The sequence below is a fragment of the Streptomyces sp. CNT372 genome (genome assembly GCF_000377145.1).
In genome coordinates this window covers 141,671-161,475 of the sequence record NZ_KB897789.1, presented here as the reverse complement: position 1 = coordinate 161,475, position 19,805 = coordinate 141,671, and the positions used below count along the sequence as shown (strand labels likewise).

Sequence of the window (19,805 nt, the reverse complement as noted above, 5' to 3'; positions counted from 1 at the left end):
TCTTGATGCAGGATCGCCAGGGCCCCCGTTGTGTAGCGGCCTAGCACGCCGCCCTCTCAAGGCGGTAGCGCCGGTTCGAATCCGGTCGGGGGTACCAGCTGGTCTAGACCACCAGTGGCCTATGGTGTAATTGGCAGCACGACTGATTCTGGTTCAGTTAGTCTTGGTTCGAGTCCAGGTAGGCCAGCGGATCCCCGCAAGGGATCAAGATCTCGCCCCCGTTGTGTAGCGGCCTAGCACGCCGCCCTCTCAAGGCGGTAGCGCCGGTTCGAATCCGGTCGGGGGTACGAGTCCGGAGGGGCCCTTCAGATGAAGGGCCCCTCCGGCGTTTCCGTGCCGGACGCTGTCCGGCCGATCCGTCTCGTGTACCGCGATCGCCTCCATCTGCCGTGCGTACGGCGCCGGTTCGGTGTCCCCCCGCCGCGGGCGCCGGCGCCGCGCCCGGCGCGTATGCGCCCGCGGCCGTCCCCGTCACACCGTGACCGGCACCGCGTGGACCTCGTCCGCCGGGTGTCCGGCGCGCTGGTGGACGCGCTGTACGGCGTCCGCGGACGGCCCCTCGGAGAGGCAGTAGACCGTCCCCGACTCGGGATCCGCCCAGGCGTGCTTGAAGTGCACGCCCTCTTCGCCCTCGATCGCGAGATCCGCGCGGTGCGCCTCCATCAACTGGTCGCCCGTGATGCCCTTCATGCCGCGGTGTACGTCCATGAACTCGGCCATCGCTCCTGCACCTCCGTCGGTCGGCAGGTACTTCCATGCTGCACCCGGACATCCGCGCGGACATCCGCGCGGAGGCCCCGCGCCCAGGGGAACACCCCAGGGGGACACCCCGGGAACGCCGACGGCCGGCCCCTGCGGCGTTGAAGGGGCCGGCCGGTCGACGGACGGGTGGGGCGTGGGACGGGGGCCGGATCAGCCGGACCGGCGCAGGGCCTCGCTGAGGCGGGCCGCCGCGTCGATGACCGCCTGGGCGTGCATCCGGCCGGGGTGGCGGGTCAGCCGCTCGATCGGTCCGGAGACCGAGACGGCCGCGACCACCCGGTTCGAGGGGCCGCGCACCGGCGCGGAGACCGAGGCCACGCCCGGCTCCCGCTCGCCGATCGACTGGGCCCAGCCGCGCCGCCGCACACCCGAGAGCGCGGTCGCGGTGAAGCGCGCGCCCTGGAGGCCGCGGTGCAGACGCTCGGGCTCCTCCCAGGCCATCAGGATCTGGGCCGAGGAGCCCGCCTTCATGGTGAGCGTGGAGCCCACGGGCACCGTGTCCCGCAGTCCGGACAGCCGCTCGGCGGCTGCCACGCAGATGCGCATGTCGCCCTGCCGGCGGTAGAGCTGCGCGCTCTCGCCCGTCACGTCCCGCAGGTGGGTCAGCACGGGCCCGGCCGTGGCCAGCAGCCGGTCCTCGCCCGCCGCGGCGGCGAGCTCCGCCAGCCGCGGGCCGAGGATGAACCGGCCCTGCATGTCCCGCGCCACCATACGGTGGTGTTCCAGTGCCACGGCCAGCCGGTGGGCCGTGGGTCGTGCGAGTCCGGTGGCCGCGACCAGCCCCGCGAGGGTGGCCGGGCCGGACTCCAGGGCGCTCAGGACAAGGGCCGCCTTGTCGAGAACACCCACGCCGCTAGAGTTGTCCATGCAACGATACTCACGTCTCACTCTGTGAAACGCAAGTTCACTTTCCCATGGAACTTGTCACGCTGTACGTGCGGCCCACGGACCAACGGGCACCGCACACGATCTCTAGTTGCGCCGGCGGCACAGCCGGCCGGAGGGAAAGCGATGGGTAGGACACTCGCGGAGAAGGTCTGGGACGACCATGTCGTCCGGCACGCCGATGGCGAGCCCGACCTCCTCTTCATCGATCTGCACCTGCTGCACGAGGTGACCAGCCCCCAGGCGTTCGACGGCCTGCGTCTCAGCGGCCGGCAGGTGCGGCGCCTGGACCTCACCATCGCCACCGAGGACCACAACACCCCGACCCTCGACATCGACAAGCCCATCGCCGACCCGGTCTCCCGAGCCCAGCTGGAGACCCTGCGCAAGAACTGCGCCGATTTCGGTGTCCGCCTGCACCCGCTGGGCGACGTGGAGCAGGGCGTCGTGCACGTGGTCGGACCGCAGCTCGGACTGACCCAGCCCGGCACCACCGTGGTCTGCGGCGACTCCCACACCTCCACCCACGGCGCGTTCGGCGCGCTGGCCTTCGGCATCGGCACCTCCCAGGTGGAGCACGTCCTGGCCACCCAGACCCTGCCGATGGCCCGCCCGAAGACCATGGCCATCACGGTCGAGGGCGAACTGCCCGAGGGCGTCACCGCCAAGGACCTGATCCTGGCGATCATCGCCAGGATCGGCACCGGCGGCGGCCAGGGCTACATCCTGGAGTACCGCGGCTCCGCCATCGAGAAGCTGTCGATGGAAGCCCGGATGACCATCTGCAACATGTCGATCGAGGCCGGCGCCCGCGCGGGCATGATCGCCCCGGACGACACCACCTTCGCCTACCTCAAGGGCCGCGACCACGCCCCCCGCGGCAAGGACTGGGACGAGGCCGTCGCCTACTGGCGCACCCTGCGCACCGACGACGACGCCGTCTTCGACGCCGAGGTGTTCATCGACGCCGCCGAACTCTCCCCGTTCGTCACCTGGGGCACCAACCCGGGCCAGGGCGCGCCGCTGGGCGCCAGCGTCCCCGACCCCGCTTCGTACGAGGACGCCTCGGAGCGCCTGGCCGCCGAAAAGGCCCTGGAGTACATGGGGTTGACCGCCGGGCAGCCGCTGCGGGACATCAGGGTCGACACCGTCTTCGTAGGCTCCTGCACCAACGGGCGCATCGAGGACCTGCGCTCGGTCGCCTCCGTCATCGGCGGCCGCAAAGTCGCCGACGGGGTGCGGATGCTGGTGGTCCCCGGCTCGGTGCGGGTCGCCCTCCAGGCCGTGGAGGAGGGCCTGGACAAGGTCTTCAAGGACGCCGGAGCCGAATGGCGCCACGCCGGCTGCTCCATGTGTCTGGGCATGAACCCCGACCAACTGGCCCCCGGTGAGCGCTCCGCGTCCACCTCCAACCGCAACTTCGAGGGCCGGCAGGGCAAGGGCGGACGCACCCACCTGGTCTCCCCGCAGGTCGCCGCCGCCACCGCGGTCCTCGGCCACCTGGCCTCCCCGGCCGACCTGTCCGACGTCGACGTCTCCACTCCCGCGGGGGTCTGAGGAACCATGGAAGCCTTCACCACGCACACCGGCCGTGCCGTCCCGCTGCGCCGCAGCAACGTCGACACCGACCAGATCATCCCCGCGCACTGGCTGAAGAAGGTCACCCGCGACGGCTTCGAGGACGGCCTGTTCGAGGCCTGGCGCAAGGACCCCCAGTTCGTGCTCAACCGCCCCGAGCGCCGGGGTGCCTCGGTCCTGGTCGCCGGACCCGACTTCGGCACCGGCTCCTCCCGCGAGCACGCGGTCTGGGCCCTCCAGAACTACGGCTTCAAGACCGTGATCTCGGCCCGCTTCGCCGACATCTTCCGCGGCAACTCCCTCAAGAACGGCCTCCTGACGGTGGTCCTCGACCAGGCGGTCGTGGACCGGCTGTGGGAGCTGACCGAGGCCGACCCCGATGCCGAGATCACCGTGGACCTGGAGCGGCGCAAGGTGCTCGCCCCGGGCGTCGACGCCGACTTCGAGCTCGACGAGAACGCCCGCTGGCGGCTGCTGAACGGTCTCGACGACATCAGCCTCACCCTTCAGAACGAAGCGGACATCGCGGCCTACGAGGCCGGCCGTCCCTCCTTCAAACCGCGGACGATTCAGGTCTGATCAGCGGCTTTCCCGCACTGCGCCCCCCACCGCCCGGTGGGGGGCGCAGTCGCTTGTTGAGACCCTGTCGGGCGACAACTCGCCCCAGATGGCACAATCGGTGCATGGAACGTGACAGCCAACTCGAGCTCTACGAGGCGGTCGCGGCCCGACTGAAGGAAGCGCACGCGCGAGTGCGCGCACTGCACGTACCGGAGGGCGTGAGGATGGCGCTGTCCCGGAAGCTGCTCGTCGTGACGGCGGCGGCAAAGCACGATCTCCCGGACGCGGCAAGGCGTCTGGACCAGTTGATGAAGGACCTCGACGAGGGCCGATTCCCTCGAGGTGACTGACCGCAGAACTCTCCGTCACGGCCGACTTCGTTGCGGCACTAGGGTGATTAGCCCGTTTCGTGTTTGATTTGCGGTATATATCTGCCTAACGTGCGAAAAAGCCTGGACGCAATCGTTCCGGCCAAATGTCTCCGAAGGGGAAGACGTGAACAAGGCGCAGCTCGTAGAAGCGATTGCCGACAAGCTCGGCGGCCGCCAGCAGGCCGCTGACGCTGTCGACGCGGTGCTGGACGCGATCGTCCGGGCGGTTGTCGGAGGAGACCGGGTCTCGGTCACCGGCTTCGGCTCGTTCGAGAAGGTCGAGCGCCCCGCCCGCTACGCCCGCAACCCCCAGACGGGCGAGCGCGTGCGGGTCAAGAAGACGTCCGTCCCGCGCTTCCGTGCCGGTCAGGGCTTCAAGGACCTGGTCAGCGGCTCGAAGAAGCTCCCCAAGGGCGGCGAGGTCTCCGTCAAGAAGGCGCCCAAGGGCAGCCTCTCGGGCGGCTCCTCCACCCGGACGACGGCCAAGGCCGCCGCCAAGAAGGCCACGGCCCGCAAGACCGCCGCCAAGAAGGCGACCACCGCCAAGAAGACGGCGGCGAAGAAGACCACGGCGGCCAAGACCACCGCGGCGAAGAAGACCACCGCCAAGAAGACGGCGGCGAAGAAGGCGACCACGGCGAAGACGGCGGCGAAGAAGACCACCGCCAAGAAGACCGCGCCCGCCAAGAAGGCCACCGCCAAGAAGGCCCCGGCCAAGAAGACGACGGCCCGCAAGACCGCCGCCAAGAAGTCCACCGCCCGCCGCAAGTAGGCGGTCCCGGTCCCTCCCAGCCACTCACACGCCGGGCCGGTCTCCTCGGGGAGACCGGCCCGCGGCATGTCCGCGGGAGGCGGCCGCCGGGACGCGGGGGCGAGGTCAGAAGGTCTGGAGCGTCACCAGGGTGATGCGCAGTTCCGCGCCCGACCCCTCGGTCTCGATCCGCACCCGCTGCCCGGACCGCAGCAGCCGCAGGCCGCCGGCGTCGAACGCGGCGGCGTCGAACGGGACCGGGGTCCCGTCGTCGAGCAGCACACTGCCGCAACGGGTGTCGGGGTCGTAGGTGTACGAGGTCGCCTGCATGGGCCCCAGCCTATGCCGCCGCCCGCCGCCCGCCGCCCGCCGCGTGAACGCCGGTTCAGGCGTGGTCCGGCTCCCGCGCCTGGGGGCCTCGCGCCCGGACCTCGCGCGCGGCCGCCCCGGGGGTGCGCGGATCACGCGCGGCCGGCAGCCGCAGCGCCGCCGCCCATGCGGCCGTACGGGGACCCACCCCGAGAGCCAGCGCCGCCGCCAGATCCGCTCCCGTGTCGACGTCCCGGCGTACCGAATCGACTCCGTCGAGAACGATTTCCACCGCCCCGGACGCCAAATGGCGGCGGCGCGAAGGCCCCCCGAATGCGGGACGCAATTCGACTCCCGGCAGTGCGCACAGCATTGTTGTGCCGATTCCCGCCGCATCCGCCAGAAATGCCCGCCCCAAAACCGATGCCGCACCGAGTACCCGGGCCAATTCCCGCGGGCGCAATGCCGGGAGATCCGCGTTCAGTGTCGCCACCGCCGCCCCGGGGCGCAGCGCCCGGGCGCTCGCCGCGCCGTGCGCCAGCGCCGCGTCCAGGCCGGCCGCCGGGGCGTCCGGCACGATCCGGGCGCCCAGCGCGGACAACGCGGCACCGGCCGTGTGATCGTCCGTGACGACCACCACATCGCGCACCAGCGGGCAGCCCAGCGCCGCGGCCACCGTGTCCTGGGCGAACGCCAGGGCGAGGCGGGGGCGCAGGTCCGCGCCGGCGGCGTCCGCCAGCCTGCTCTTGGCCCGCGCGAGCGGCTTCAGCGGCACGACGAGGGACCAGCCGAAGTGCGTGTCGGTGTCCGTGGCGAGCCCTCCCTCCGTGCGCGTCGGCCCCCATTCTCGCCCGGGACGCGGAAGGGTCCGGGACCCGGGGGTGCGCCCTGGGCGTACGGTGTCCTCGACAGACCAGGGGCCTGGGGCGACACTTGACCCCCAGCAGCCGGGCCGTGGCCCGGTCGTAGAGGAAGGTGTCCGAGTGTCCCGCCGTAGAATCGGCTTCTGGTACCGCCTGGCCGCGGTCATCGCAAAGCCCCCGCTGTTGCTTCTGTTCAAGCGGGACTGGCGGGGAATGGAGAACATTCCGGCCGAAGGCGGATTCATCACCGCCATCAACCACAACTCGTATCTCGACATGTTCTCCTACGGGCACTTCCAGTACAACAGCGGACGGGTGCCCCGCTTCCTCGCGAAGGCCGTGCTCTTCCGGACCCCCGGGGTGGGCCTGCTGCTGCGCGGCACCGGCCAGATCCCCGTGTTCCGCGAGTCCTCCAACGCCGTCGGCGCCTTCCGTGCCGCCGTCGACGCGGTCGAACGCGGCGAGTGCGTGGCCTTCTACCCCGAGGGCACCCTCACCCGCGACCCCGGTATGTGGCCGATGACCGCCAAGACCGGTGTGGCACGGGCCGCGCTGCAGACCAAGGCGCCCGTCATCCCCGTCGCCCAGTGGGGCGCCAACCTGGTGATGCCGCCGTACGCCAAGGAGAAGAAGGTCCGCCTCTTCCCCCGCAAGACCCTCCAGGTGCAGGCCGGTCCGCCGGTGGACCTCAGCCCCTACTACGGGCAGGAGCCCACGCCCGAGGTCCTCAAGGCGGCGACCGAGGAGATCATGGCCGCGATCACCCGCCAGCTGGAGGAGATCCGCGGCGAGAAGGCGCCCGAGAGGCCGTACGACCTGCGCGAAGCCCGCGCCGAGTTGCGCCGCAGGGGCGCCGGGGAGGAAGCGAAGTGAACGGGCCCGTCAAGGCGGCAGTCCTCGGAACGGGCTCGTGGGGCACCGCGTTCGGCATGGTCCTCGCGGACGCCGGGTGCGAGGTCGTCCTGTGGGGGCGGCGCGGCGAACTCGCCGAGGCCGTCAACACCACCGGCACCAACCCCGACTACCTCCCCGGGATCGAACTCCCCAAGAACCTCCGCGCCACCACCGACGCGGCCGAGGCCCTGGACGGCGCCGACTTCACCGTCCTCGCGGTCCCCTCGCAGACCCTGCGCGGCAACCTCGCCGGCTGGGCGCCCCTGCTCGCCCCGGACACCGTGCTCGTCTCCCTGATGAAAGGCGTCGAACTCGGCACCGCCAAGCGGATGAGCGAGGTGGTCGCCGAGGTCGCCGGTGTCACCGCCGAGCGGGTCGCCGTGGTCACCGGGCCCAACCTGGCCAAGGAGATCGCCTCCCGGATGCCCGCCGCGGCCGTGGTCGCGTGCACCGACGAGAACGTCGCCCGGCGGCTCCAGGCCGCCTGCCACACCCCGTACTTCCGCCCCTACACCAACACCGACGTGGTCGGCTGCGAACTGGGCGGCGCGGTCAAGAACGTCATCGGGCTGGCGGTGGGCATCGCCGACGGGATGGGGCTCGGCGACAACGCCAAGGGTTCCCTCATCACCCGCGGCCTCGCCGAGACCACCCGCCTCGGACTCGCCATGGGCGCCGACCCGCTGACCTTCTCCGGACTCGCGGGCCTCGGCGACCTGGTGGCCACCTGCTCCTCCCCGCTCTCCCGGAACCACACCTTCGGCACCAACCTCGGCCGGGGCATGACCCTTGAGGAGACCATCGCGGTCACCCGGCAGACCGCCGAGGGCGTCAAGTCCTGTGAGTCGGTGCTCGACCTGGCCCGCCGGCACGGTGTCGACATGCCCATCACGGAGACCGTCGTCGGGATCGTCCACGAGGGGAAGCCGCCGGTCGTCGCGCTCAAGGAGCTGATGTCCCGCGCCGCCAAGTCCGAGCGGCGCTGACGCCCGGGGTACCAGCAGGTACGCTCATCGCGATATGAGCACCGAGAACCTCCCCCAGAGCCCCGAGCAGCAGCTCCGCAAGCCGCGCGTAGCCGTCGTCTTCGGGGGCCGCAGCTCCGAACACGGGATCTCCGTGGTCACGGCCGGCGCGGTCCTGCGCGCCATCGACCGGTCCAAGTACGACGTGCTGCCCATCGGTATCACCGCCGACGGGCGCTGGGCGCTCACCGCCGACGAGCCCGAGCGGATGGCGATCACCGAACGGCGCACGCCCAGCGTCGAGGAACTGGCCGAGTCCACCGAGGGCGGCGTGGTGCTCTCCGTCGACCCGGGCAGCCGCGAGGTCGTCTACAGCGAACCGGGCTCCGTGCCCAAGGCGCTGGGCGAGGTCGACGTCGTCTTCCCGATGCTGCACGGCCCGTACGGGGAGGACGGCACCCTCCAGGGGCTGCTGGAGCTCTCCGGGGTGCCGTACGTCGGCTCGGGCGTGCTCTCCTCGGCCGTCGGCCAGGACAAGGAGTACATGAAGCGCGTCTTCACCTCCTTCGGCCTGCCCGTCGGGCCGTACGTGGTGATCCGGCCGCGCGAGTGGGACCGGGACCCGGCGGCCGCCCGGAAGAGGATCGTGGACTTCGCCGGCGAGCACGGCTGGCCGCTCTTCGTGAAGCCCGCCCGCGGCGGCTCGTCCATGGGCATCACCAAGGTCGACGACCTGGCCGGGCTGGACGAGGCCGTCGCGGAGGCGCAGCGCCACGACCCCAAGATCCTGGTCGAGTCGCTGCTGCGCGGACGCGAGATCGAGTGCGGTGTGCTGGAGTTCGAGGACGGGCCCCGGGCCAGCGTCCCCGCCGAGATCCCGCCCGTCACCGCCCACGAGTTCTACGACTTCGAGGCCAAGTACATCGACTCGGCCACCGGTCTGGTGCCCGCCCCGCTGAGCGCGGAGGAGACCGCCGAGGTGCAGCGGCTCGCGGTGGCCGCGTTCGAGGCGGCGGCCTGCGAGGGCCTGGTGCGCGCGGACTTCTTCCTCACCGAGGACGGCTCCGTCGTCATCAACGAGATCAACACCATGCCCGGCTTCACGCCGATCAGCATGTACCCGCGCATGTGGCAGGAGAGCGGGGTGCCCTACACCGAGCTGGTGGACCGGCTCATCCAGGCGGCACTGCGCCGGCCGACCGGCCTGCGCTGAGACCGGCCCGCACCGGGACCGGTCCGCACCGGGACCGGTCCGTGCTGGGACCTGCCCGCACCGGGACCGGTCGCGGAGGCACGGCTGCCGGTCCGGGGCGCGGGGGCCGGCCGGAGGGGACAGGAAAGCGGCCGGGCCCGTTCTCAGGACGGGCCCGGCCGGACGTGTGAGCGGGCGGGGCGCACGTCCCGCGCCCGGGGGCGGCCGTCCGCCCGGACCGGGCCACCGCGCGGCGCAGTACGATCGCGACCGACCGCGGCAGCGCGTCGGCCGGGCGCGGCACAGCGCAGACGGGGGCGAGGGAGTTCTAGAGGTGAACGACCGGGCAGGTCAGGGTGCGGGTGATGCCGTCCACCTGCTGGACCTTGGCGACCACCATGTGTCCCAGCTCGTCGACCGTGTCGGCCTGTGCCCGCACGATCACGTCGTAGGGGCCGGTCACATCCTCGGCCTGGATCACACCGGGAAGGGAGTTGATGGTCTCGGCGACCACCGACGCCTTGCCCACTTCGGTCTGGATGAGGATGTACGCCTGTACCACGGAGCCTCCAGGGCGGCAGCAGGATCTCGCCCCCTGCCGTCGGCGGAGAGATCCCAAGGAGAAGGGTCGCCACGGTATCGCGTCGCCGCGGGCCGCGGGGAGACCCTCGCGGCCGGGGCCGCTCGCGGTGTGGCGTACACAGAACAGAAGTTGACGTTTCTCTTGACGGTACCGAGGGCGGTGAGGGGCCGCGACCGCAGCAGTCGGGCGCGGACCGGAGCCCCGCGTACCACCGACGCATGGAGAGGTGAACCTCGGTGAAGGGCACTGTGGGCGAGTTGGGGGAGTTCGGGCTCATCGAGCAGCTCACCTCCCGGCTCACCTCCACCCCGGCGGTGCGGATCGGGCCCGGCGACGACGCCGCGGTCGTCTCCGCACCCGACCGGCGGGTCGTGGCGAGCACGGACATCCTGCTGGAGGGCCGGCACTTCCGCCGGGACTGGTCGACCGCCTACGACGTCGGCCGCAAGGCCGCCGCCCAGAACCTCGCCGACATCGCGGCCATGGGCGCGGTCCCCACGGCGCTGCTGCTGGGCCTGGTGGTCCCCGCCGAGCTGCCCGCCACCTGGGCCACCGAGCTGATGGACGGCATCCGGGACGAGTGCCAGGTCGCCGGGGCGGCCGTGGTCGGCGGCGACGTGGTGCGCGGCGACCTGATCACCCTCGCCATCACGGCCCTCGGCGACCTGCGCAACCACGAGCCGGTCACCCGGGGCGGGGCACAGCCCGGCGACGTCGTCGCGTACACCGGCTGGCTCGGGTGGTCCGCCGCCGGGCACGCGGTGCTCTCGCGCGGCTTCCGCTCGCCGCGCGCCTTCGTCGAGGCCCACCGCCGGCCCGAGCCGCCGTACCACGCGGGGCCCGCCGCGGCCGGGCTCGGCGCCACCGCGATGTGCGACGTGAGCGACGGACTCGTGGCCGACCTGGGGCACATCGCCCGGGCGAGCAAGGTCCGCATAGACCTGCGCTCGGGGCTGATCGACATCCCGACGCAGATGAACGACATCGGCCAGGCCGTCGGCGTCGACCCGATCCAGTGGGTGCTCACCGGGGGAGAGGACCACGCGATCGTGGCGACCTTCCCGCCGGACGCCAAGCTGCCCGCCCGCTGGAAGGTCATCGGTGAGGTGCTGAACCCCTCCGCGCTGCCGCAGGTGACCGTGGACGGCGCCCCGTGGACCCACACGGGCGGCTGGGACCACTTCGGGGACATCGAGGACGGGCGGGGCTGACCGCCCCGCCGCCCCGCCCCCACAACCGGGCGGGGCGGGGTCCGGCGGCGGGCGTGCCGGGGGCGGGCAGTAGATTCGCCGGCATGCAGACACCCCCGCTGTCACCGCCCCCGCGTGTGCTGACCGTCGCCGGTTCCGACTCCGGCGGCGGCGCAGGCATCCAGGCCGACCTGAAGACCATGCTCGCCCTCGGCGTCCACGGCATGAGCGTGCTGACGGCCGTGACCGCGCAGAACTCCGTCGGGGTGCAGGGCGCGTGGGAGCTGCCCGTCGAGGCGGTGACGGCCCAGTACCGCAGTGTGGCCGACGACATCGGCGTCCAGGCCGTGAAGACCGGGATGCTCTCCTCCGCCGCGCTGGTCTCTGCCGTCGCCGGGCTGCTCGCCACCACGGACGCCCCCGTCGTCGTCGACCCGGTGGGCGTCTCCAAGCACGGCGATTCGCTGCTCGCCGCCTCCGCACTGGACTCGGTACGCCGGGAGCTGCTCCCGGCGGCCACCGTGGCCACCCCCAACCTCGACGAGGTCGCCCAGCTCACCGGGATCACGGTGCACGACGAGGACGGCATGCGGGAGGCAGCCCGGGCCGTGCTGGACTTCGGGCCGCGCTGGGCGCTGATCAAGGGCGGTCACCTCGCGGGCGACGCGGTGGATCTGCTCACCGACGGCACCGAGGAGCACTGGCTGCGCGCCCCGCGACTGGACAACCGCCATACGCACGGCACGGGCTGCACCCTGGCGTCGGCCGTCGCGGCGGGCCTCGCGCGGGGCCTGACGGTCCCGGAGGCGGTACGGGCGGCCAAGGAGTACGTCACCGGGGCGATCGCGGCCGGCTTCGCCCTCGGGGCGGGGATCGGGCCGGTGGACCACGGCTGGCGGCAGCGGGCCTGAGCCGGCGGGCTTCCCGCCGGCTCCCGCCGTCCGCGGCCGGGTACGGCAAGAAGCCGGTCCACCGAGGTGGACCGGCTTCTCAAGGCAACCGCAGGGGCTGCGCTACGACGAGACGTCGGCGGGAGCTTCCCCGCTGACGCGGGGGAGCACACTTAGCGCGAGACCTTGCCGGCCTTGATGCACGAGGTGCAGACGTTGAGCCGCTTCGGCGTCCGACCGACCACGGCACGCACGCGCTGGATGTTCGGGTTCCAGCGACGGGACGTACGGCGGTGCGAGTGCGAAATGTTGTTGCCGAAGCCCGGCCCCTTGCCGCAGACGTCGCAGTTGGCAGCCACGGGTCACTCCAAAGACTTCAGATGCACTTACAGTGAAATCCGGCGTGCCGGATCAGTGATCTGAGTGGCTTGCCGGGGGAATGGCCCGATTCTCATCGGGCAACCGGAGCAGCATACAACGGCTGCTTCGGAGATACGAAACTACCACGGGATCTCCGGCCCCCGCCCCGGCCCGGGACCGGCACCCGGTCTACGCTGCGGTGCAGCCCGCCGCCCACGGCCCGTACGCCACCGAGGAGGACCACCAGGTGCCGCAGACGATGGACGCCGCAGCGGTGCGCGCCTGGTGTGCTCTCACCCTGGACGCCCTCGGCCGGGAGCGCGAGGAGATCGACGCGATCAACGTCTACCCCGTAGCGGACGGGGACACCGGCACCAACCTCTATCTGACCGCCGAGTCTGCGGTCCAGGCGGTGGAGGCGGTCTTCGCCGCCCACGAGACCGGGCGCACCGAGCCCGCGCTCGGTGACGTGGTCCGCGCGATGGCGCACGGCGCGCTGCTGGGCGCCCGGGGGAACTCCGGCACGATCCTGGCGCAGCTGCTGCGCGGCATGTCCGAACGCCTCGCGGCCGGCGCGGGCCTCGCCCCGGCCCTGGCCCGCGCCGCGGCCCTGGCCCGCCAGGCGGTCGCCCACCCGGTCGAGGGCACGATCCTGACGGTCGCGGACGCCGCGGCGACGGCTGCGGGGCGCTGTGCGCCGGCGGCGCCCGCGGGCCCGGCGGGCGCCCCGGGGGCGGGGGACGCCCCCGGCGGGCCGAACACCGCCGGAGCGCGGGGCGCCGCACCGGGGCCCGCAGCGGCCTCCCGGCCCGCCGGGCCGGTGCCCGCGGCCGACCCCGGACCGGCCGCCCCCGGACCGGACGGGCCCGGACCCGACGGGCCCGGTTCCGCACCCCCCGCCGGTGACGGCGAGGTCGCGCGGGCCGCCTGGGCCGGGGCCAGGGAGGCGCTGCCCGCGACGACCGGGCAGCTCGCGGTGCTCGGGCGGGCCGGCGTCGTGGACGCGGGCGGGCTCGGGCTCCTCGCCGTGCTCGGGGCGCTCGTCGAGGCGCTGACGGGCGAGGCCCCCGAGCCCCCCGCCCCCCGACGGGCCCGGTCCGCCGTGACCCGTGCCCCCGAAGCCCCCGAACCCTGCGCCGAGGGCGGGCCCGCCTACGAGGTGATCTACCTCCTGGAGGCGGACGAGGCCCCCGTCGCACGGCTGCGGGAGCGGCTGGACACCCTCGGGGACTCCCTCGTCGTCGTCGGCGGCGACGGGCTGTGGAACGTCCACGTCCATGTCGACGACGCCGGCGCGGCCGTCGAGGCCGGCGTCGAGGCCGGCCGCCCGTACCGCATCCGGATCACCCACTTCGCCTCCGGCACCGCCGCCCCGCCCCGTGAACAGGTGCAGCGCGCCGTCGTCGCCGTCGTGCCCGGGGACGGGCTGCCCGCGCTCTGCGCCGAGGCCGGGGCGACGGCCGTGCCCACCCGTCCCGGCGAACCCCCCGCCAGCGGCGAACTCGTCGACGCCATCCGCCGGGCCCACGCCCGGGAGGTCGTCCTGCTGCCCAACGACCCCGCCCTGCGCCACACCGCCGCCGCAGCCGCCGAACAGGCCCGCGCGGAGGGCGTGCGCGTCGCCCTCATCCCCACCCGCTCCCCGGTCCAGGGCCTCGCCGCCCTCGCCGTGCACGAGGCCGGTCGCAGCTTCGACGAGGACGTGGTGGCCATGACCGCCGCCGCGGGCGCCACCCGCTACGCCGAACTCGCCGTCGCCGAGCGCCAGTCGTGGACCTCCGCCGGGGTCTGCCAGGCCGGTGACGTCCTCGGCCTGATCGACGGGGACGTCGCCGTCATCGGCGAGGACCTCGCCGCCACCGCCGCCGCCGTCCTCGACCGCATGCTCTCCTCCGGCGGCGAACTCGTCACCCTGGTCCTCGGCGACCCCGCCCCCGACGGGCTCGCCGCCCGGCTGGAGGACCATGTGCGCGAGGGCTACCTGGCCGTCGACACCGTCAGCTACCCGGGAGGCGGCCCCACCCCGCTGCTCATCGGCGTCGAATGACCCCGCTGTCGGCGGTGTGGTGTGCAATGGAGGGCGTGCCCGCGCTCGGTGAACCCCTCAAGAACGCGCTCGGCGCCGCCACCGCCAAGGTGATGGCCGAGCACCTGGACCTCCACACCCTCGGCGACCTGCTGCACCACTACCCGCGGCGGTACGCGGAGCGGGGCGAGCTGACCTCCCTCGCCGACCTCCCGCTCGACGAACACGTCACCGTCGTCGCCCAGGTCGCCGACGCCCGGGTGCACACCTTCAACGGCGGCCGCGGCAGACGGCTGGAGGTGACCATCACCGACGGCTACGGCAGGCTCCAGCTGGTCTTCTTCGGCAAGGGCGTCCACAAGCCGCACAAGGAACTGCTCCCCGGCACCCGCGCGATGTTCGCCGGCAAGGTGTCCATGTTCAACCGCCGGCTCCAGCTCTCCCACCCGGCGTACGAGCCGCTGAGCGGTGACGCCTCCGCCGCCGACGCCGTGGACGCCTTCGCCGGGCGGCTCATCCCGATCTACCCGGCCTGCAAGCAACTGGAGTCCTGGAAGATCTCCAAGGCCGTCGACGCCGTCCTCGACCGGGCCGCCGACGCCGTGGACCCGCTGCCCGCCGCCCTGCGCGAGGGCCGCGGCATGGTCCCCCTCCCCGAGGCGCTGCGCCTGATCCACCGCCCGCGCACCAAGGACGACATCGAGCGGGCCCGCGAACGGCTCAAGTGGGACGAGGCGTTCGTCCTCCAGGTCGCCCTGGCCCGGCGCCGGTTCGCCGACACCCAGCTCCCCGCCGCCCCCCGCGTCCCCGCCGAGGACGGCCTGCTCACCGCCTTCGACGCCCGGCTGCCCTTCACCCTCACCGAGGGCCAGCGCACCGTCAGCAAGGAGATCTTCGACGACCTCGCCACGGCCCACCCCATGCACCGCCTCCTCCAGGGCGAGGTCGGCTCCGGCAAGACCATGGTCGCCCTGCGGGCCATGCTCGCCGTCGTCGACGCGGGCGGACAGGCCGCGATGCTCGCGCCCACCGAGGTCCTGGCCCAGCAGCACCACCGCTCGATCACCGAGATGATGGGCGACCTCGCCGAGGCCGGACTGCTCGGCGGCGCGGAGCACGGCACCAAGGTCGTGCTGCTGACCGGCTCCATGGGCGCCGCCGCCCGCCGGCAGGCCCTGCTCGACCTGGTGACCGGCGAGGCCGGCATCGTCATCGGCACCCACGCGCTCATCGAGGACAAGGTCCAGTTCCACGACCTGGGCCTGGTCGTCGTCGACGAACAGCACCGCTTCGGCGTCGAGCAGCGCGACGCCCTCCGCTCCAAGGGCAAGCAGCCGCCCCACCTGCTCGTCATGACCGCCACCCCCATCCCGCGCACCGTCGCCATGACGGTCTTCGGCGATCTGGAGACCTCGGTCCTCGACCAGCTCCCGGCCGGCCGCTCGCCGATCGCCAGCCATGTCGTCCCGGCCGCCGACAAGCCGCACTTCCTGGCCCGCGCCTGGGAACGGGTGCGCGAGGAGGTCGAGAGCGGCCACCAGGCGTACGTGGTCTGCCCCCGCATCGGCGACGAGGAGGACGAGAAGAAGGCCGCCGCGAAGAAGGGCCCCGCCGACGATGCCGAGAAGCGCCCGCCCCTCGCCGTCCTGGAGGTCGCCGAACAGCTCGCCCGCGGCCCCCTGGCCGGCCTCCGGGTCGAGGTGCTGCACGGCAGGATGCAGCCCGACGACAAGGACGCGGTGATGCGCCGCTTCGCCGCCGGCGAGACGGACGTGCTGGTCGCCACCACCGTCATCGAGGTCGGCGTCAACGTCCCCAACGCCACCGCCATGGTCATCATGGACGCGGACCGGTTCGGCGTCTCCCAGCTGCACCAGCTGCGCGGCCGGGTCGGCCGCGGCTCCGCCCCCGGACTCTGCCTGCTGGTCACCGAGATGCCCGAGGCGAGCCCCGCCCGCGCCCGGCTCGGCGCCGTCGCCGCCACCCTGGACGGCTTCGAGCTCTCCCGCATCGACCTGGAGCAGCGCCGCGAGGGCGACGTCCTCGGCCAGGCCCAGTCCGGGGTGCGCACCTCGCTGCGGATGCTCGCCGTCATCGAGGACGAGGAGATCATCGCGGCGGCCCGGGAGGAGGCCGTCGCCGTCGTCCGCGAGGACCCGGAGCTGGAGCGCCTGCCCGGGCTGCGCACCGCCCTGGACGCCCTGCTCGACAAGGAGCGGGAGCAGTACCTCGACAAGGGCTGAGACACTGGTCGCACACGCCCCGGCCCCCGTCACCGGCCCCGCGCCCCGCGCGGCCGGGCGGGGCACGGACCACAGGAAGGCCCTCCATGACCCGCGTGATCGCCGGCGCTGCCGGCGGACGCCGGCTCGCCGTACCGCCCGGCAACGGCACCCGTCCCACCTCCGACCGCGCCCGCGAGGGGCTGTTCTCCAGCTGGCAGGCACAGCTCGGCACCCTGCACGGGGTCCGGGTGGCCGACCTGTACGCCGGCTCCGGGGCCGTCGGCCTGGAGGCCCTGTCCCGGGGCGCGTCGCACGCCCTGCTGGTCGAGGCGGACGCCCGGGCCGCCCGTACCGTCCGGGAGAACGTCCGCGCCCTCGGCCTGCCCGGCGCCGAGGTGCGCACCGGCCGGGCCGAACAGGTCGCCGCGGGACCGGCCCCCGAACAGCCCTACGACATCGTGTTCCTGGACCCTCCGTACGCCGTCACCGACGACGATCTTCGCGAGATTCTGCTCACACTCCGCCGTGGGGGCTGGCTCGCGGGCGACGCGCTCGCCACCGTGGAGCGCAGCACCAGGGGCGGGGCGTTCGACTGGCCCGGGGGCTTCGAGGCCGTACGGGCCCGTCGCTACGGCGAGGGAACGCTTTGGTACGGTCGCGCCGCCTCTACGTGCGAAGACGCACCATGACCGGACCGGAGAGCGAGGGACTTCAGTTGCGCCGCGCAGTCTGTCCGGGGTCGTTCGACCCCATCACCAACGGACACCTCGACATCATCGCCCGCGCCTCCAAGCTGTACGACGTGGTGCATGTCGCGGTGATGATCAACAAGTCCAAGCAGGGCCTGTTCACCGTGGACGAGCGGATCGACCTGATCCGCGAGGTCACCGGCGAGTACGGGAACGTCGTCGTCGAGTCCCACCACGGTCTGCTCGTCGACTTCTGCAAGGAGCGCGACATCCCCGCCATCGTCAAGGGGCTGCGGGCCGTCAGCGACTTCGACTACGAGCTCCAGATGGCCCAGATGAACAACGGGCTCTCGGGCGTCGAGACCCTGTTCGTCCCGACCAACCCGACCTACAGCTTCCTCTCCTCCAGCCTGGTCAAGGAGGTTGCGGCCTGGGGCGGGGACGTCTCCCACCTGCTGCCCGAGGCCGTCCACCGCGCCCTCGTCCGGCGGCTCGGCGAACGCGGCTGAGCAGCCGGGGCCGCCCGGTCCGGCCGCCCGGTCCGGCCGCCCGGGGCACGCCGGGACCGGACCCCGGGCCGCCGACGGTCCGTCATCCGGTGTCCGCGGACCGGCGACTGGCCGTACAGTCGTCCCGTCCGTCCTCTCGCAGCCCCGGACGGACACGGGGAGCAGGGGCTCCGATTCACCGGGAGAGTGGCGAACCACCGTGGATGTGCAGAAGAAGCTCGACGACATCGTCGAGGCGGTCACCAGCGCCCGGTCGATGCCCATGTCGGCCTCCTGCGTGGTCAACCGCGCCGAACTGCTGGCCATGCTCGAAGAGGTCCGCGACGCGCTGCCGGGCTCCCTGGCCCAGGCCCAGGAGCTGATCGGCGGCCGGGAGCAGATGGTGGAGCAGGCCCGCCGGGAGGCGGAGCGGATCATCGAGTCCGCGCACGCCGAACGCGGCTCCCTGATCTCGGACACCCATGTGGCCCGCCAGTCGCAGGACGAGGCCGACCGCATCCTCGCCGAGGCCCGCCGGGAGGCCGAGGAGATCCGCGCGGAGGCCGACGAGTACGTGGACTCCAAGCTCGCCAACTTCGAGGTCGTCCTCACCAAAACCATCGGCTCGGTCGACCGCGGCCGCGAGAAGCTCCTCGGCCGGGGCCCCGGCCTCGACGAGCAGGGCTACGCGGACGAGGACGCCCCCGAGCACAGCAGCGACCCCGCCACCCTGATCAACCGCGCGGACGAGTACGTGGACGCCAAGCTCGGCGCCTTCGAGGCGGTCCTCTCCAAGACCCTGGACGCCGTCGGCCGCGGCCGGCAGAAGCTGCACGGCCGGACCGCCGGGGACGACCTGGGCGACCACATGGCCGCGCAGGACGCCGCCGGGAACCCGCTGCACACCAGCGACGCCGACTACCTCGCGGGCCTCGCGGAACTGGCCGACCCGGCGCCCGCCCCGGCCCGGGCCCCGGTCCCGCAGCAGCAGGCCGCCCCCGCCGCCGAGCACCCCGGGCACCAGCCGTACGTGCCCGCCGCACCCCAGATCCCGGCCCAGCACGACCCGTACGGGTACGCCGCCCAGTCCGAGGACCCCTATGGGGGCTACGGACAGCAGCAGCCCGACCCGTACGCCGCGGCCGGCTACGGCGCCCAGCAGGGCTACGAGCAGCAGGGCTACGACCAGCAGGGCTACGGCCACCAGGACCCCTATGCCTACGCGCCCCCGCAGCCGGCGAACCCGCCCCAGCAGGCCGCCGCGCTGGACGAGACCAGCCTCTTCGACACCAGCATGATCGACATGGAGCAGCTGCGGCGCTACGAGCAGGGCCGCTGAGCCGGCGCCCGCCCGCCACGGCCGCGCTCCGCACCGACCGGGCCCGGGACCGCACCGGTCCGAGCCCGGACCGAAGCGATCCGGGGCGATCCGAGGCGGTCCGGGGCGGCCCCGGACCGGATTGGGTCTACGGCGGCCCTTGAAGTATCCTGGCTCTTCGGTCGCGCCCAGTTCCGCGATTCCGCCTGCCCGTTTCGCCCCGCGAACCGGGCACACCCCACGATCCGAAAGCAGGAAGACCCCTGAGCACGCGCCTCGACCACCGCAACCCCCTCGTGTTCGACACACACGAGCTGGGACGGCGGCCCGGTGCGCTCCAGCGGATCTCCCGCACGGTGGACGCACCCGCGCCGCCGGCCGTCCTCGGCATCGACGGGGTCATCGGCGTGCCCGAGGGCAGGCCGGTCGAGCTGGACCTCCGCCTGGAGTCCGTCATGGAGGGGGTACTCGTCACGGGTACCGCCCGTGCGGCCGCCGAGGGGGAGTGCGTAAGGTGTCTGGAGCCGCTGCGCGTCGATGTCGCGGCGGACTTCCAGGAGATGTTCACGTATCCCGACGCCGACGACCGGGGCCGCACCGCGGAGCCCGCCGACGACGCCGAGGACGAGGACATCCTCTATCTCGAGGACGGCATGTTCGACCTCGAGCCCGTGCTGCGTGACGCGGTGGTGCTCGCACTGCCGATGCAGCCGGTGTGCCGGGAGGACTGCGAGGGTCTGTGCTCCGAGTGCGGGGCCAACCTGAACGACGACCCGGACCACCACCACGACGCCGTCGACATCCGTTGGGCGGCACTGCAGGGACTCGCCGAGACCATTCAGGACGGCGAGAAGGACAACATGGGCGGCGCCGAAGCGGGCGTCGACGAGAAGCAGGAGAAGTAG

21 protein-coding genes and 3 tRNA genes are annotated in these 19,805 nt (G+C 73.0%); 18 read left to right on the top strand and 6 right to left on the bottom strand.

All coding sequences use genetic code 11. The annotated features are described in order from the left end of the window. The first annotated feature begins 21 nt into the window (after positions 1–21). The 3 genes from C593_RS0124940 (at position 22) to C593_RS0124930 (ending at position 287) form a co-directional block, all read left to right on the top strand. Positions 22–97: transfer RNA gene (locus C593_RS0124940), tRNA-Glu, on the top strand. An 18-nt stretch (positions 98–115) separates the two neighbouring features. Then, positions 116–187, top strand: a tRNA-Gln gene (locus C593_RS0124935). Positions 188–214: 27 nt separating this feature from the next. Then, a tRNA-Glu gene (locus tag C593_RS0124930) sits at positions 215–287 on the top strand. A gap of 184 nt (positions 288–471) precedes the next feature. Here C593_RS0124930 and C593_RS0124925 read toward each other — a convergent pair. Continuing rightward, complete coding sequence (locus C593_RS0124925) at positions 472–720, bottom strand: SCO4226 family nickel-binding protein (RefSeq protein WP_018850055.1); 249 nt, start codon at positions 718–720, stop codon at positions 472–474. A gap of 192 nt (positions 721–912) precedes the next feature. Next, a complete protein-coding gene (gene ndgR, locus C593_RS0124920; protein WP_026278050.1) occupies positions 913–1,629 on the bottom strand; it encodes an IclR family transcriptional regulator NdgR in 717 nt (238 codons plus the stop codon). 144 nt (positions 1,630–1,773) lie between these two features. On the opposite strand from ndgR, the gene leuC reads away from it, so the two are divergent. The 4 genes from leuC to C593_RS0124900 all read left to right on the top strand — a co-directional run bounded on the left by leuC (position 1,774) and on the right by C593_RS0124900 (position 4,929). After that, entirely contained in the window at positions 1,774–3,204 is a 1,431-nt protein-coding gene (leuC, locus tag C593_RS0124915) for a 3-isopropylmalate dehydratase large subunit (RefSeq protein WP_018850053.1), read from the top strand. Between the two features lie 6 nt (positions 3,205–3,210). Next, positions 3,211–3,804, top strand: coding sequence for a 3-isopropylmalate dehydratase small subunit (gene leuD / locus C593_RS0124910; protein WP_018850052.1), 594 nt, complete (start codon positions 3,211–3,213; stop codon positions 3,802–3,804). Positions 3,805–3,908: 104 nt separating this feature from the next. Continuing rightward, the gene (locus C593_RS0124905) at positions 3,909–4,136 is read left to right on the top strand and encodes an SCO5555 family protein (protein ID WP_020610387.1); all 228 of its coding nucleotides are present in this window, start codon (positions 3,909–3,911) and stop codon (positions 4,134–4,136) included. Positions 4,137–4,281: 145 nt separating this feature from the next. After that, the gene (locus tag C593_RS0124900) at positions 4,282–4,929 is read left to right on the top strand and encodes an HU family DNA-binding protein (protein ID WP_018850050.1); all 648 of its coding nucleotides are present in this window, start codon (positions 4,282–4,284) and stop codon (positions 4,927–4,929) included. A 105-nt stretch (positions 4,930–5,034) separates the two neighbouring features. On the opposite strand, the gene C593_RS0124895 is transcribed toward C593_RS0124900, so the two are convergent. Together C593_RS0124895 and cofC are read right to left on the bottom strand one after the other, a co-directional pair. Further along, the gene (locus tag C593_RS0124895; RefSeq protein WP_018850049.1) at positions 5,035–5,238 is read right to left on the bottom strand and encodes a hypothetical protein; all 204 of its coding nucleotides are present in this window, start codon (positions 5,236–5,238) and stop codon (positions 5,035–5,037) included. A 55-nt stretch (positions 5,239–5,293) separates the two neighbouring features. Continuing rightward, positions 5,294–5,992, bottom strand: a complete 699-nt coding sequence (gene cofC, locus C593_RS30470) for a 2-phospho-L-lactate guanylyltransferase (RefSeq protein ID WP_018850048.1) — start codon at positions 5,990–5,992, stop codon at positions 5,294–5,296. A 208-nt stretch (positions 5,993–6,200) separates the two neighbouring features. Here cofC and C593_RS0124885 point away from each other — a divergent pair, with 208 nt between their 5' ends. Genes C593_RS0124885 through C593_RS0124875 form a run of 3 tightly spaced genes read left to right on the top strand, consistent with a single transcriptional unit; the run spans position 6,201 to position 9,152 of the window. Next, positions 6,201–6,953: a lysophospholipid acyltransferase family protein gene (locus C593_RS0124885; protein ID WP_018850047.1), complete on the top strand. Its 753-nt coding sequence runs from the start codon at positions 6,201–6,203 to the stop codon at positions 6,951–6,953. Then, on the top strand, positions 6,950–7,960 hold the full coding sequence (locus C593_RS0124880) for an NAD(P)H-dependent glycerol-3-phosphate dehydrogenase (protein ID WP_018850046.1): 1,011 nt from the start codon (positions 6,950–6,952) through the stop codon (positions 7,958–7,960). The genes C593_RS0124885 and C593_RS0124880 overlap by 4 nt, the downstream gene beginning before the upstream one ends. A 34-nt stretch (positions 7,961–7,994) precedes the next feature. Next, positions 7,995–9,152, top strand: a complete 1,158-nt coding sequence (locus C593_RS0124875) for a D-alanine--D-alanine ligase family protein (RefSeq protein WP_018850045.1) — start codon at positions 7,995–7,997, stop codon at positions 9,150–9,152. A gap of 307 nt (positions 9,153–9,459) precedes the next feature. Here C593_RS0124875 and C593_RS0124870 read toward each other — a convergent pair whose 3' ends face one another. Next, the gene (locus C593_RS0124870; RefSeq protein ID WP_018850044.1) at positions 9,460–9,693 is read right to left on the bottom strand and encodes an Lrp/AsnC ligand binding domain-containing protein; all 234 of its coding nucleotides are present in this window, start codon (positions 9,691–9,693) and stop codon (positions 9,460–9,462) included. Positions 9,694–9,950: 257 nt separating this feature from the next. Between C593_RS0124870 and C593_RS0124865 the strand changes: the two genes are divergently transcribed. Together C593_RS0124865 and thiD are read left to right on the top strand one after the other, a co-directional pair. Further along, on the top strand, positions 9,951–10,925 hold the full coding sequence (locus tag C593_RS0124865) for a thiamine-phosphate kinase (RefSeq protein ID WP_018850043.1): 975 nt from the start codon (positions 9,951–9,953) through the stop codon (positions 10,923–10,925). Between the two features lie 83 nt (positions 10,926–11,008). Further along, complete coding sequence (gene thiD / locus C593_RS0124860; RefSeq protein ID WP_078521871.1) at positions 11,009–11,815, top strand: bifunctional hydroxymethylpyrimidine kinase/phosphomethylpyrimidine kinase; 807 nt, start codon at positions 11,009–11,011, stop codon at positions 11,813–11,815. Positions 11,816–11,967: 152 nt separating this feature from the next. On the opposite strand, the gene rpmB is transcribed toward thiD, so the two are convergent. Beyond that, positions 11,968–12,153: a 50S ribosomal protein L28 gene (rpmB, locus tag C593_RS0124855; protein ID WP_003957616.1), complete on the bottom strand. Its 186-nt coding sequence runs from the start codon at positions 12,151–12,153 to the stop codon at positions 11,968–11,970. A gap of 260 nt (positions 12,154–12,413) precedes the next feature. Here rpmB and C593_RS0124850 point away from each other — a divergent pair, with 260 nt between their 5' ends. From C593_RS0124850 to C593_RS0124825, 6 genes are all read left to right on the top strand, one after another. Next, positions 12,414–14,201 (top strand): DAK2 domain-containing protein, encoded by a 1,788-nt coding sequence (locus C593_RS0124850; RefSeq protein WP_037747059.1) that lies wholly within the window; start codon positions 12,414–12,416, stop codon positions 14,199–14,201. A 26-nt stretch (positions 14,202–14,227) separates the two neighbouring features. Beyond that, positions 14,228–16,423: an ATP-dependent DNA helicase RecG gene (gene recG, locus C593_RS0124845; protein WP_018850040.1), complete on the top strand. Its 2,196-nt coding sequence runs from the start codon at positions 14,228–14,230 to the stop codon at positions 16,421–16,423. 86 nt (positions 16,424–16,509) lie between these two features. Continuing rightward, positions 16,510–17,094, top strand: a complete 585-nt coding sequence (rsmD, locus tag C593_RS0124840) for a 16S rRNA (guanine(966)-N(2))-methyltransferase RsmD (RefSeq protein ID WP_018850039.1) — start codon at positions 16,510–16,512, stop codon at positions 17,092–17,094. 26 nt (positions 17,095–17,120) lie between these two features. Continuing rightward, positions 17,121–17,603, top strand: a complete 483-nt coding sequence (gene coaD, locus C593_RS0124835; RefSeq protein WP_018850038.1) for a pantetheine-phosphate adenylyltransferase — start codon at positions 17,121–17,123, stop codon at positions 17,601–17,603. 199 nt (positions 17,604–17,802) lie between these two features. After that, positions 17,803–18,921, top strand: a complete 1,119-nt coding sequence (locus tag C593_RS0124830; RefSeq protein ID WP_018850037.1) for a hypothetical protein — start codon at positions 17,803–17,805, stop codon at positions 18,919–18,921. A 242-nt stretch (positions 18,922–19,163) separates the two neighbouring features. Beyond that, entirely contained in the window at positions 19,164–19,805 is a 642-nt protein-coding gene (locus C593_RS0124825; RefSeq protein WP_078521865.1) for a DUF177 domain-containing protein, read from the top strand.